Raw genomic sequence first — 13,235 nt, forward strand, 5'->3', positions numbered from 1 at the left:
TGACATCCAAGACTGTATACTTTTGAAACCCTCTTGAAATTCCGGCATGCCGGACCATGAGCCAAAATATGGACAATTCGGGCCTTTATTTGTTTTTGCTGTTCATCTTCGCTGTAACCATGATCGGCGGCTGGATTCCCACCATCAAGGAATGGTCGCAAAAACATTCCGCATGCTGATCAGTTTTTGCGCGGGAATCCTGCTGGGTGCCGTCTTCTTCCACATGATTCCGGAAATCACGGAAGTGCTGGGACGCCAGATCGGGTTTCCGGTGATTCTCGGATTTCTTGCTATCTACGTGATGGAAAAGTTCATCATGGTGCACCCGTGTGAGGAAGGCCACTGCGACTACCATAAAATCGGGCTCGCGGCATATGTGGGAATCGGTTTTCACAGCATACTTGACGGGGTGGCCATCGGCGCGGCCAGCATGCTCAACATGAGCGTGGTCATCCTGCTTGCGGTTACGATTCATAAATTTCCGGCTGCGCTGGCCTTGAGCAGTATTCTGATGAAGGGTGGCGAATTTTCCAGCCGTAAAGTTCTGGCCTACATGGTGGTCTTTGCTTTGATCACCCCCGCAGCCGCCATCCTGTCCACGTTTGTGCTCGAAGAATTCAATCCCTATCCCATTGGGTTTGCCCTGGGTGTCTCCGCGGGCACGTTTTTGTATATCAGCATCGGCGACTTGCTTCCAACTGTTCACGAAGGGGATGAAAAAAAGCTGAATAATCTTATTTGCCTTTCTCTGGGTCTGGTCGCCATGTTTCTTTCCATGGGTACCGCCTGAATTTTTGATGAGGCGGCGGAATCCGCATTCCCCACAATTCCAGCCCGGCCGGCTTTGACCGGATTGCGATTCTATGGAACACGTCCGCACATTCATTCAATACATGAAGCCATACAAGCGGGAAATGCTGATCGGCATTTTCGCGTTGTTGGTGACGGACTTGGTCGGGATGGTGATCCCGTGGCTCCTCAAGCAGGTGATCGACCTTCTGCCGAACGACCCGGCGCAGAGCCAGCTTATTGGATTTGCCGGATGGTTGTTCCTCGCGGCGGGAGTGCAGGCGGTAGCCCGGTACGGCTGGCGCCGGTATTTGTTCGGTCCCTCGCGAAAAATGGAAATCGACATCCTCAACCACCTGTTCGCGCACTTCCTCACCCTCGACCGCACATTTTTCCAGAAACATGAGGTAGGTGACCTCATGTCCCGCGCGACCAATGACCTGCGCGCGGTGAAGGATTTCCTCGGCCTCGGCCTGCTGGTGGTGCTGGACGCGGTGGTGGTCATCATCGGCTGCCTCGCGCTCATGATCTACATCAATCCGAAACTCACGTTGTATGCGCTGCTGCCCCTGCCTTTCATCTCGATTCTGTTTTTCACGTTCATCCGAGCCATCAGCATCCGCCACCAGAGCATCCAGGAAAACCTGTCCCGCATCACCAGCATGGTACAGGAAAACCTGGCGGGCATCCGCGTGCTCCACGCATTCGTACAGGAACAGAACGAGATCAACCGGTTCGACCGTTTGAACCGCGACCACATCGACCAGAACATGAGCCTCGCCAAAATGTTTGGCCTGTTTACGCCGTCCCTGGTGTTCGTTATCGGCGTCGCGGCAATGATCACGCTGTGGATAGGGGGCAAGGAGGTGATCGACGGGACCATCACGCTGGGGTCGTTCGTTGCGTTCAACGGGTACCTCATGATGCTTTCGTGGCCGATGATGGCCATTGGCTACGTCATCAACCTGTGGCAGAAGGGTGTCACTGCCATGCGTCGCATCCAGCACATACTCGATTCTCGTACGGCCCTCGTGCAGTCAGAAAAAGAAGAGGGGGCGTTCGACATTCGCGGCAGAATTGAGGTGCGTCGTCTGGCGTTTTCGTATCCGGACAGCGAGGTGAACGCGCTGGACGGCATCGACCTGAAAATCGAAGCGGGTACCAGCGTTGCGTTCATCGGAATGATCGGTGCGGGAAAATCGACGCTCATGCAGCTCCTACCGCGCGTCTTCGACGCCCCACAGGGGAGCCTCCTTCTGGACGGCACACCGATTTCCGAGGTCCCGGCATTCGTGCTGCGCCGCCATATCGGTTACGTCGAACAGGAACCGTTCCTGTTTTCCACCACCATTCGCAACAACATTGCTCTCGCCAGGCCGGAGGCGTCGGAAGAGGAAATCGAAGCCATGGTGCATTGTGTGCACCTGACCCCGGACCTCGAACGGTTTCCCAAGGGACTCGACACCGTGGTGGGCGAACGCGGCGTATCGGTTTCGGGCGGGCAGAAACAACGCATCGCTCTGGCCCGGGCACTGATTCGCAAGCCGCGCATCCTGATTCTCGACGACGCCTTCTCCAGCCTCGATGTAGAAACCGAATCTATAATCCTGAATAACATCCGTTCGGTTATTGAGGGTACAACGACTTTGATTGTCACACACCGCCTGTCTCTGGCCCGGCAGGTGGACCGCGTGGTGGTTCTGGGGGAAGGAAAGGTTCTGGAGGACGGAGTGCACGCCGAGTTGATGCAAAAACAGGATGGTGTGTACCGCCGCATTTACAGCAACCAGGCGCTGGCGCGCGAAATGGAGATCCTTCTGAAATGAACGAATGGGAAGAGACTCTCGACGACCGCTATTACGACTGGCCGCTTTTCACGCGGATCCTGGGCTACCTGCGACCCTACCGCATGCTCGTCCTGGTGTCGGTGGGCCTGCTGCTTTCCGTTTCGCTTCTCAACCTGGCGGGGCCCTACCTCACCAAGATCGCCATCGATGAACACATCAGGGTCGACGACTATTCCGGCCTCGACCAGATCGCGCTCATCTACCTGGTGGTTCTGGTTGGGGCGTTCGTCTGCCAGTTTTTCCAGTACTACACCATCCAGTTCATCGGGCAGCAGGTGATGTACGACCTGCGCACGCAGGTGTTCGGTCACCTCCACAAAATGTCGTTCCGTTTTTTCGACCGCAACCCCATCGGCAAAATGATCACCCGCACCGTGAACGACATCGAGGTGCTGAATGAAATGCTGACATCCGGCCTCATCCTCGTATTCAGCGATTTGTTCACGCTGGTCGGCATCTTTTTCATGCTGGCGTACCTTGACTGGCGGCTTATGCTGGTGGTGTGTGTGGTGTTTCCGTTTCTGTACCTGGCGACCAACGCCTACCGCACCCGCGCCCGCGACGCGCTCCGCAAAAACCGCGCGCACCAGACCACGCTCAACACCCTGCTGGAGGAGAACCTGTCGGGCATGAATACGGTGCAGATGTTCAATCAGGAGGAAAACCGCCGAAAGCAGTTCACCGATGTCAGTGGGTCAAAGCTGCGGGAAGACCTGCGGTCGCTGTTTTACAACTCCGTGTATCTGCCGTCGATCGATGTGTTCAGCGCCATCGGCATGGGCCTCGTCATCTGGTACGGCGGCGGCCGCTTCGTGCAGGACGAGGTGGAACTGGGCGTGCTGGTGGCGTTCCTACAGTACCTGCACAAGTTTTTCGAACCGATCCGCGACCTCGCCGAAAAATTCAACATCATCCAGACGGCGATGGCATCCTCGGAACGTATTTTCGAGTTGCTCGATACAGAAGAAGACCTTCCCAATCCCGCGCAACCGAAACCTCTTAAAAAATAGAGGGGCGGGTGGAGTTCGAGAACGTGTGGTTCGCGTACAAGAACGAGAATTACGTTTTGCAGGATGTGTCGTTTTCCCTGGAGCCGGGGGAGAGCCTCGCCATTGTTGGAGCGACCGGGTCCGGCAAGACCACGATCGTCAATACCCTCTACCGTTTTTATGACATTCAGAAAGGGAGGATCCGGGTCGATGGTACCTCGCTGTCCGAAGTCGACAAGTATGCGCTTCGCAGCCAGATGGCACTGGTGCAACAGGACGTTTTCCTGTTCGCCCGGAACGTGATGGACAACATCCGCCTCGGCAACACCGAACTGGGTGTTGAGGAGATTGAATCCATCGCCCACGCCGTGCACTCGCACCACTTCATCGACAACCTGCCGCACAAGTACGAACAAACCCTGATGGAGGGCGGCAACAGTCTGTCGCTGGGACAGAAGCAACTGCTGTCGTTCGCGCGGGCGCTGGCATCCAACCCGCGCATTTTGATCCTGGACGAGGCCACCTCCAACGTCGATACCGAAACCGAAAAGAAAATTCAGGACGCCATTCAGAATCTCATCCAGGGACGCACGTCCATCGTCATCGCGCACCGGCTGTCCACGTTGCAGCACGTGGACAAGGTGTTGGTCCTGCGTCATGGAAGGGTCGTCGAGTTCGGTACGCGGCGGGAATTGATTCAGCAGAAGGGCACCTACTACAACCTGCTCAAACTGCAATCCGACCTGACTAAAAGTACGTGAGGGGGGATTGGAGGGCGCTTCGCCGTATGGCGATCACACTGCCTTGCCGGAAGCGGGCTGGGTCCAGGGAGATTTCATCCAATAACTGATCCATAAAAACGCCGCGCCGAAGCCCATAAAAATGAGGATTCGCCACAGCGCCGACAGGTGAGCGAGGTCGAACAGCGTGAGCTTCACCGCGACCAGCACCAGCGTTCCCAGTCCCACGCGGAAAGCGTTGATCTGTTTCGTGCGCACCCCGGCGAGCAATAAAATTGCGCCGGTCAAACCCCAGCCGATCGACACCCACGCACTGCCGTGCGGCAGTACATTCAACTCCCGCCACAACCAGCCGATCCAACCCACGTACGCCACCAGCAGGTAGGCCTGCGATTCTTCCTGCTTGGGCATGAGGGTGGACCAGTATGCCGCGAGTAAGAGGAAAGCGAGATCCGCTCCGGCGCGCCCGTTCAGGACGGCCGTCCCTGGAGCCCGGCCCAGAATGCGCGTGCACAGCCAGACGGTGAGGAGCATCAGAAATACCGTGCCGGTGTAGGTGACCACGTGTTCGCGCGTACGTTTGCCGAACCCGTGCAACGCCGTGGCTTCCACAGTCAAGGCGAAGAACAGAAGGTCGCCATCGAACAGGTGCCACAGGGTGAGCGTGAGCAGAAACGTACCCATCGTTGCGTGCAGGGCCACCGGTTCCGGTGGCGAACTCCGCCGCCACAACAGGAACGCAATCAGGAAAAACAACAGGCAGAACCCGGAAAGAATCCACCCCCACGTTTCATCTGGCAGATCCCAGATGAGATAGGACAGAATCCAGGCCATGATGCCGGAAAACATCATGAGGGCGGTGACCGGCGCATTGTGCTCGGCGAAGGTGTTTTCGAATACGGTTCTGGGCGCGGCGGGTTTTTCTGTTGCGGACGGATGCCATTGCCGTTGTTTGGTGAGTAGCGGGACGATCCAGAACAAAGCGAAGGCGAACAGCACGCCGCCCTCCACACTCCAGAACTGGAAAATGCGTTCCACCTTGTACGCCGGAAGTTCCCCTTCCGCAATGCCGAGCACCACCCATCCTCCGGCCCAGCTGTACCAGAGGAGCGACCGCCAGGGCCGGAAGTAATAAACCGCCATCGAACCGGCAAGCACGAGGCAGGTGTAGAGCACGAGGCCCGGCAGGTTCCCCGCTTCCTGGTGCAGAAGAAACGGCGTGCTCAAGCCACCCGTCACCGCCACCAGCGCCAGCGCGAATTCGTACTGCCTGACGGCGAGGGTGAATGCGAACAGGGTGATGCCGACCATGACGGAAAACGCATACAGGTGCGGGATCAACGCATAGAGTTGAAACGCGGCGAACACCGTCATGTAAAACGTTGCCAGTCCGCCGCCCTGCAAAACAGGGCTCAGGATTTCCCGGCTTTCCCGCAGAGTAATACCGAGCCCCAAAAGAACGCCGCCCAGAATGCCGCCCATCAGGATGCGCACCGGCGGCGTCATCCAGTTCTGGTCGATGGAATATTTGAACAGGAATGCCAGGCCCATCAGGAGCAGGGCGATGCCGATTTTATTGAGCCAGAACTCACCCTGCGAGACCTCGTCTTTGGGCGGGGTGGGGGGAACCGACGGTGCCGGGCGGGAGGGGGAGGGCGAAGAGGAGGCATCCCCGTCGATATCTTCCGGGCGGAACCACGGATCGTCCAGTTGCGCTTCCAGCTTCTGCACGCGCCGGTTGAGGTCCGCGATCCGCTGATCCAGTTTCTGGATCACCTCCAACAGCTTCTTTTTATTGTCTTCGCCCATGCAATACGCCTGTTGGTTGTCCTGACTCCAAGTTAAGGGAACCCCTTCGGATTGTCAATTTGGGCGCGGCGGGGTGCAGGGTGGCGCTGGAAGGTTGCACGCAAAGAATTATTTCTCTATAATTTTCAATTAGTTATGAATTATTGAGGATGGGGCATGAAGCACAAGGGGCGGCTTTGGGTGATGGGGGCGGTGCTGATGGGGCTTTCCGCCTGCACGGTCATCGAAGGCACTTACCAGGTGGTGAAGGGGACGGTCAAGGGCGTTTATTACATCGGCAAGAACGCGGTGAAGGTGGTGTACTACACCGGCAAGGCGACGTACAAGATCGGCGAGTTCACCTTCGACGTCGTCACCGCACCGCTTGACTGGCCGCTGATGAACGACGAGATCGACACCATCGACGGGCTGCCGGTAAAGGAAGCCATCCGCCTCGGCCGCGTCAAAAACGCGCCGTACACGGTCAAGGGCAAGAAGTATTATCCCATGAGCGTCGAGCAGGCGAAGACGTACACCGAGGTCGGCATCGCTTCCTGGTACGGGCAGGAGACGTACGACCAGGACGACGGCCACATGACCGCCAACGGCGAGGCGTTCAATCCGGACGGACTCTCCGCCGCTCACAAGTTCCTACCGCTTCCCACCAACGTGCGCGTGACCAATCTCGAAAACGGACGGTCTATCATCGTGCGCGTCAACGACCGCGGTCCGTTTCCAAGTGCGCACAATCCCCGATCGGGTTCGCGCATCATCGATCTCAGCCACGGCGCGGCCAAGCGGCTGGGATTCGACGGCAAGGGTACCGTCCGCGTGAAGGTGGAAACGGTCGATCTGTGACGGTCTCGCGGAAATTCATCCTTCCACCAATTCCCCACGCCGTTCGGCCTTTCGTTTTTCGCACCATTGTTCCAGGGTAATGGTGGGGGCGCCGAGCAACCGGTTGGCCTCGATGGGGTTGCCATTTTCCCCGGCCTGGCCCAAAAACTCCATCAACTCCGCGACGAAGCGGATCCTCCGGTCGAACAGCAGATAGCCCATGACCTTCATCGCCCAGATGGGGATGCGGGCTATTTCCGCCTTGCCGTGCATGGCGGTGCAGTAGCGCAGGAGCGCTTCCTCCATGGTCATCGCCTCCGGGCCAAAAATGTCAAACTGCCGCCCAATCGCTTCCTCCAGCTGGTACGCGTTGAATATCATGCGGGCGTAATCCTCCGCCGCCACCCAGTGATAGTGGTGCGGCTGATCACCGATGAGGCACGGGGTGTGATCGCGAAAGTACAACGGCAGGGATTCCATGAAGTGGGTGGCGCGAAAGATGGTGTGCGGGATGGAGCATTCCGCTATAGCGTTTTCCACACGACGCTTGATCGCCGCGTAGGGGATGTGCGGGTAGTTATCCAGGTCCACCGCGTAGGAGATGGTGGACAGCCGCTTCACTCCGGCTTTTTCGGCGGATTTCAGTATGTTCAGCGTGCCGCCGTACTCGATGGCTTCCAACTGGCGGTCCGTGTTGCCGCCCTGGAGATTGATGTGGACCCCGTCACACCCTTGCAGAGCGCGGTCGACCGTTGCCGGGTCTTCCACGTCGCCCTGGCGCAGGTCGAACCCGTCCCCCAGCACCTCGCGTGCTCGTTCCAGATTGCGGGTGAAGACGCGGACGGCGCATCCTTCTTTCAGGAATTTATGTGCAACCGGGCGGCCGAGCGTTCCCGTTCCGCCGACGATGAGGAGGTTGGAAACCATGCCCCAAGTATAAGTCAACCGGGGACGGGCACAAGCCCAATCGTTATTTCCGGGAGAAGTCGATGACCAGCCGCTCGACAACGCGGCCGTTCTGCAGGTGCTCGGTGAAGATTTCTTCCATGTCTTCCACCGTTTGGGGAGAGTACCAGACGTCGTCCGGGTAGACTACCATGGAGGGGCCGTACTGGCAGGCGTCGAGGCACCCGGCCTTGTTGATGCGGATCTTGCCTTTCAGGCCGCTGTCGTGGACGCGTTTCTTGATGTGGTCGAGCAGGTCCATGGCACCGCGTGACTGGCAACAGCCGCGCGGGTCGTCTTCCTTGCGCTGGTTGTTGCAGATGAATACGTGGCGGGTGAATCGGCCCATGGATTATTCCGGGGAAAAGGGGATCAACTGTCCGGCTTGGTGGTGGAGTGGGTTTCCGAGTGTTCCTTGAACTTGCCGAAGTTGATGTAATTGGTGTCGCAACTGTCGGGGAAAACGGTGACGATGACGCCCTTCTTGATCTGAGCGGCAAGTTTGAGCGCTCCCACCATGGCCCCCGCCGAAGAATGCCCGACCAGAATGCCTTCCTCTTTTTCCAGCGTTTCGACCATGTCGTAGGCTTCTTCCGTGGCGACGCTGATCTTGCTGTCGAGTTCTTCTTCCTTGTAGATGCCGGGTACGATGGACGAGGCCATGTGCTTGAGGCCCTCGATGCCGTGCAGTTCCTCCGCCGGCTCGATGGGGTGGCACTTGATCTCCGGGTTCAGTTCGCGCAGGCGGCGTGTGTTGCCCATGATGGTGCCGCCGGTCCCGATGCCCGCGCAGAAGTGCGTGATGCGGCCGTCGGTCTGTTTCCAGATTTCGTTGGCCGTGTGCAGGTAATGCGCGCGCCAGTTGGAATCGTTGTTGTACTGGTCCGGCATGAAGTAGGCGTCGGGGTCGCGCTCGAGAATCTCCCGCGCCAGGAGAATCGCGCCGTCGGAGCCTTCGAATGGACTGGAGGTGACGATTTCCGCGCCGTAGAAGTCGGCCATCAACCCCTTGCGTTCCTTGCTGACGTTGGCGGGCATGACGAGTTTCACGCGGTATCCCTTGATCTTGCCGATGAGGGCGTAGGCGATGCCGGTGTTGCCGGAGGTGGAGTCGAGGATGATCTTGCCCTTGGTCAGCTTGCCGGAAGCCTCGCCGTCCTCAATCATCTGCAGGGCGGGCCGGGATTTCACGGAGCCGCCTGCGTTCCGCCATTCGGCCTTGGCGTAGATTTCCACGTCCGGAAAGTCCCGCGTCAGGTTCTGAATGGGGATCAGCGGGGTGTTGCCGATCTTCTTCAAGACCGACTCGTCCATGATCACCGGACAGGAAGGAGCCAGCACTTCCTCGGATAGCTTGAGCTTAGACATAACAATTAAATTGTATATCAAAACCCGGCTGGACCTGGAACCCGGTCCGGGTTTTTTGTAAAAACGGGGTTGTTAATTCACCGGGTGATCAAAACTCTTCGGAATCCAAGAATTCCGATCAGGCGGGGCGTTCAGCCGCTGCAGGGCGGTGGACAACCCGCTTCCCCCTTCGGGCCGCATTTCCCGGCTTCCAACACGTCTTCCGCGGGACACCCAGCCCGGTTGCCGGCGACCGATGTCCCTTACCTGTTTGATGCTCTTCTCAACCGGAAAGTTGCCAGCCATTTTAGCCTGGCATGAATCTTCGAACGAATCAGTTGCCCCCGGCGATGGCAGGGATGATGGACACCTCGTCACCGTCCTTCACCTGGGTGTTTTCCCCGTCCAGGAACCGGATGTCTTCTTCGTTCAGGTAAATATTGATGAAGCGGCGCGGCGTTCCGTTCTCCTCGCAGATGCGCTCCTTGATCCCGTTGAACTGGGATTCGAGGTCGCTGAGCAACTCTGCGATGGTGCCCCCGTTGGCTGCAACTTCGCTCTGGTTGTTGGTGAGCTTCATGAGGGGGTGGGAATCCTTACTTTTACCGCCATGGTTCGTTTCTCCTTGTTATACCGTTATACCGTTTGAATAGACTTCTTCGAAGCTGTGAATGTTGGGTTCGATGACCGCCGGTTCCGCGAACTTGTTGTCCAGCGCCTCCAGGGTTTTGAGGCCGTTGCCGGTGACGCAGACCACGGTCAGCTCGTCAGGCTTGATGCGTCCCTGCTCGACCAGCTTTTTGGTCACCGCCACGGTGACGCCGCCCGCGGTTTCCGTGAACACGCCTTCGGTCTCCCCCAGCAGTTTCATGCCCTCGATGACTTCCTCGTCGGTCACGTCCTCGCCCCAGCCACCGCTGTCACGCACGGTCTTGATGCCGTAAAAACCGTCGGCCGGGTTGCCGATGGCGATGGACTTGGCGATGGTGTCGGGCTTCACCGGTTTGTGCGTGTCCCAGCCGTTCTTGATGGCTGTCGATACCGGCGAGCATCCCGTCGCCTGTGCGGCAAACACCTTGGTGTTGACCTTGTCGATGAGGCCCAGGTCCTTGAACTCGTGGAAGGCTTTCCAGATTTTGGTGATCAGCGAGCTGCCCGCCACCGGCACCACCACGTTGTCCGGGGTGCGCCAGCCGAGCTGCTCGGCGATCTCGTAGCCGTACGACTTCGAACCGTCGCCGTAGTAGGCGCGGATGTTGATGTTGACGAACGCCCACTGGTGTGACCCGGCGATCTCACTGCACAGGCGGTTGACGTCGTCATAACTGCCGCGCACCGAGATGAGCTGGGTGCCGTAAACCTGCGTACAGAGAACCTTGCCCTGCTCGAGGCCCACCGGAATGAAAATACAGCTTTTCAAGCCTGCTTCCGCCGCATGCGCGGAGACCGAGTTGGCGAGGTTGCCGGTGGAGGCGCAGGACACGGTGTCGAAGCCGAATTCCTTCGCCTTGGTCACCGCCACGGAGACCACCCGGTCTTTAAAGGAAAAGGTCGGGTGGTTTACCGAGTCGTTCTTCACATATACTTTTTTGAGGCCCAGCGCCTTGGCCAGGTTCTTGGCCTCGATCAACGGGGTGAACCCGGTGTAGCGGCCGACCTGCGGCTCGCCGTCGATCGGCAACAGCGGCTGGTACCGCCACATGGAGGGCGGCCCGTCCTGAATCGATTTCCGGCTGATGACCTTGCTGATGCCTTCGTAATCGTAATCCACCTCCAGCGGGCCGAAACAGTATTCGCACACGTGGACCGGCAGTTTTTCGTAATTCTTACCGCATTCTTTACAACGTAAACCTTTGACGTATCCCATAGAAAACTTTTGACTAGAAGTATTGATAAAAACTGAAATAGCGTTCGCCCGTATCGGGGAGAATGACCACCACGTTCTGGTCCGGTCCCAGGTTTTCCGCCACCTGGTAAGCCGCGCACAGCGCCGCGCCGGAGGAGATGCCCGTCAGCAGGCCTTCTTCCTTCGCCAGTCGCTGAACATAACGGAACGCATCGTCGTCCGAGATGGGGCGGATGTCGTCCACGATGTCAAGGTTGAGCACCTTCGGCTTGAACCCCGCGCCGATGCCCTGGATCTTGTGCGGACCCGCCGCCCGGCCGGACAACACCGCGCTGGTAGCCGGCTCGACGCCGATGACCTTCGTATCACTGTAATGCGCTTTCAACGCTTCGCCCGCGCCGGTGATGGTGCCGCCGGTGCCGATGCCCGCGATGAACGCGTCCACTTTATCCCCTTCCATGGCGGAGATGATCTCCGGTCCGGTGGTCTGCCGGTGGATCTCCGGGTTGGCCGGGTTGTTGAACTGTTGCGGCATGAAGTAATCCGGATGCTCCGCCACCAGTTCTTCCGCGCGCTCGATGGTGCCCTGCATGCCGAACTCGGCCCGGCTGAGCTCCAGCGTTGCGCCGAAGCTTTCCAGCAACAGCCGCCGCTCGGTGCTCATGTTCTCGGACATGACCAGCATGACGTTGTAGCCCTTGAACGCGCCGACCAGCGACAGGCCGATACCCGTGTTGCCGCTGGTGGGTTCGACGATCGTCGCGCCGGGCTGAATGAGCCCTTTCTTTTCCGCGTCTTCGATCATCGCCAGCGCAATGCGGTCTTTCACACTGCCGCCGGGATTGTTCGACTCCACCTTGGCCCATATGGCCGCGCCGTTGGCGGGCACCACGCGGTTGAGCTTAACGAGGGGCGTGCCGCCTATCAAATCCAGCGTATTTTCTGACCTGATCTTGAATTTTTCCAGCATGCTGGGGAATGGTCACCTAAAAATAAGCAAAAGGGAAATTATAGGCTATCCGGCCGCGAAGTCAACACCTCGAAAGCGTCCTTAAACCGTCTCCTTACAATAACTTTAGGGGTTATGAAACCTGCACGATTATAACACGCCGCCCGTTCCCTTCCACCCAGTATCCATAAAATTGTGAGAATATTGTGCGGAGCGGGTGATGACCCCCCGCAAGCTGTGCTAAAATTCTTCGAAAGGGCGTCGATGCCCCACTTCCACCTCATTGATTTATAAGAAGCTATGAGCGCACAAAGCCTTTTGACCGAAATCAAGAAACACCTGCCCCTCCGGGCCTACGGCAACGGACCCGTCTTGGAGCTGATGCGGGCGATGGGCCTGCACGCCACGAAGAAGACGCCGCTCTCCCTCTCCGGCGTGTACCGCGACAGCGAGTCGGGCGAGATCGTCTGCGAGGTGTCGGTGGAGGGGAGCGAAAAATTCAGCGCCGCGCTCGCCAACCTGAAGCTTGACATCACCCACCCCCTCTACCGCCAGGTGAAGAACTACCGCGACGAAGTCGCCAACGCCCTCGCCGAAGAAGATTCCTCTAACGTCAACAGCCAGTCCTTCTCCATGCGCAATTTATATGGGAAAAAATAGCCAGCGAGGCGCCGGCCGCGCCAGGCGCGGTGCGAACGGGGCTGATGCCCGGTGGGCGAACGATGATCGAAATCGAATTTGAACCTCCCGGCCAAAGCACCTGCGACTGTTGCGGCGGCACCACCACCCGCCTCACCCGCTTCGTGTACCGTGATGGCAACGCCTTCGCGGTGTATTACGCGTTGTTCACAGACGGGCACGAGCGCAAGGTCGCGTATGCGCTGATCGGTCTCGGCGAGTGGGGAGTGGGGTCGTCTCCGGAAAAACGCACGGCGTTTTCCGTGAAGATCTGGCAGAACGATGCGGGCTGGGCGGTGACGGTGACCGACCGGTCGGAGTCGCCCTGGAAAAACGAAACCTTTCTCGGCACCATCCTCGACCGCGAACCCGCCCTGCAGCATCCTTTCATCAAGGACGTCTACCACCTCACCGACCACATGGTGGTCGAAGACCAGCCCCTCATCGAGTTTTTCAAATAGCCGGACCGCTTCCATCAGG

The 13,235-nt window shown here is 58.4% G+C and carries 13 protein-coding genes and 1 pseudogene; 7 read left to right on the forward strand and 7 right to left on the reverse strand.

All coding sequences use genetic code 11. The features are described 5' to 3' along the window. The first annotated feature begins 151 nt into the window (after positions 1 to 151). The 4 genes from TX82_RS08750 (at position 152) to TX82_RS16750 (ending at position 4,386) form a co-directional block, all read left to right on the forward strand. Positions 152 to 790 carry a ZIP family metal transporter gene (locus tag TX82_RS08750; RefSeq protein ID WP_005009434.1) on the forward strand — a complete coding sequence of 213 codons (639 nt, stop codon included), beginning with the start codon at positions 152 to 154 and terminating at the stop codon, positions 788 to 790. Positions 791 to 863: 73 nt separating this feature from the next. Beyond that, entirely contained in the window at positions 864 to 2,615 is a 1,752-nt protein-coding gene (locus tag TX82_RS08755; RefSeq protein WP_005009435.1) for an ABC transporter ATP-binding protein, read from the forward strand. Then, the gene (locus tag TX82_RS16745; RefSeq protein WP_244875017.1) at positions 2,612 to 3,646 is read left to right on the forward strand and encodes an ABC transporter ATP-binding protein; all 1,035 of its coding nucleotides are present in this window, start codon (positions 2,612 to 2,614) and stop codon (positions 3,644 to 3,646) included. The genes TX82_RS08755 and TX82_RS16745 overlap by 4 nt, the downstream gene beginning before the upstream one ends. 23 nt (positions 3,647 to 3,669) lie before the next feature. Continuing rightward, positions 3,670 to 4,386, forward strand: a complete 717-nt coding sequence (locus TX82_RS16750; RefSeq protein WP_244875018.1) for an ABC transporter ATP-binding protein — start codon at positions 3,670 to 3,672, stop codon at positions 4,384 to 4,386. A 33-nt stretch (positions 4,387 to 4,419) separates the two neighbouring features. On the opposite strand, the gene TX82_RS08765 is transcribed toward TX82_RS16750, so the two are convergent. Further along, positions 4,420 to 6,174, reverse strand: a complete 1,755-nt coding sequence (locus TX82_RS08765) for a DUF2339 domain-containing protein (protein WP_005009436.1) — start codon at positions 6,172 to 6,174, stop codon at positions 4,420 to 4,422. A 156-nt stretch (positions 6,175 to 6,330) separates the two neighbouring features. Between TX82_RS08765 and TX82_RS17000 the strand changes: the two genes are divergently transcribed. Then, entirely contained in the window at positions 6,331 to 7,011 is a 681-nt protein-coding gene (locus TX82_RS17000) for a septal ring lytic transglycosylase RlpA family protein (protein WP_005009437.1), read from the forward strand. A 15-nt stretch (positions 7,012 to 7,026) separates the two neighbouring features. On the opposite strand, the gene TX82_RS08775 is transcribed toward TX82_RS17000, so the two are convergent. The 6 genes and pseudogenes from TX82_RS08775 to cysK all read right to left on the reverse strand — a co-directional run bounded on the left by TX82_RS08775 (position 7,027) and on the right by cysK (position 12,098). Continuing rightward, complete coding sequence (locus TX82_RS08775) at positions 7,027 to 7,917, reverse strand: SDR family oxidoreductase (protein WP_005009438.1); 891 nt, start codon at positions 7,915 to 7,917, stop codon at positions 7,027 to 7,029. A 43-nt stretch (positions 7,918 to 7,960) separates the two neighbouring features. Then, the gene (locus TX82_RS08780) at positions 7,961 to 8,284 is read right to left on the reverse strand and encodes a (2Fe-2S) ferredoxin domain-containing protein (protein ID WP_005009439.1); all 324 of its coding nucleotides are present in this window, start codon (positions 8,282 to 8,284) and stop codon (positions 7,961 to 7,963) included. Positions 8,285 to 8,307: 23 nt separating this feature from the next. Beyond that, positions 8,308 to 9,303, reverse strand: a complete 996-nt coding sequence (locus TX82_RS08785; RefSeq protein WP_042250961.1) for a PLP-dependent cysteine synthase family protein — start codon at positions 9,301 to 9,303, stop codon at positions 8,308 to 8,310. Between the two features lie 313 nt (positions 9,304 to 9,616). Then, a pseudogene (locus tag TX82_RS08790) lies at positions 9,617 to 9,894 on the reverse strand (MoaD/ThiS family protein). A 16-nt stretch (positions 9,895 to 9,910) separates the two neighbouring features. Next, positions 9,911 to 11,149, reverse strand: coding sequence for a threonine synthase (thrC, locus tag TX82_RS08795; protein WP_005009442.1), 1,239 nt, complete (start codon positions 11,147 to 11,149; stop codon positions 9,911 to 9,913). 13 nt (positions 11,150 to 11,162) lie between these two features. Next, complete coding sequence (gene cysK / locus TX82_RS08800) at positions 11,163 to 12,098, reverse strand: cysteine synthase A (protein WP_005009443.1); 936 nt, start codon at positions 12,096 to 12,098, stop codon at positions 11,163 to 11,165. A gap of 279 nt (positions 12,099 to 12,377) precedes the next feature. Here cysK and TX82_RS08805 point away from each other — a divergent pair, with 279 nt between their 5' ends. Then, entirely contained in the window at positions 12,378 to 12,737 is a 360-nt protein-coding gene (locus TX82_RS08805; RefSeq protein WP_005009444.1) for a hypothetical protein, read from the forward strand. 62 nt (positions 12,738 to 12,799) lie between these two features. Beyond that, positions 12,800 to 13,216: a hypothetical protein gene (locus TX82_RS08810; RefSeq protein ID WP_005009445.1), complete on the forward strand. Its 417-nt coding sequence runs from the start codon at positions 12,800 to 12,802 to the stop codon at positions 13,214 to 13,216. Positions 13,217 to 13,235: the final 19 nt, after the last annotated feature.

Origin of the sequence: Nitrospina gracilis 3/211 (assembly GCF_000341545.2) — a bacterium.
Classification (GTDB): domain Bacteria; phylum Nitrospinota; class Nitrospinia; order Nitrospinales; family Nitrospinaceae; genus Nitrospina; species Nitrospina gracilis.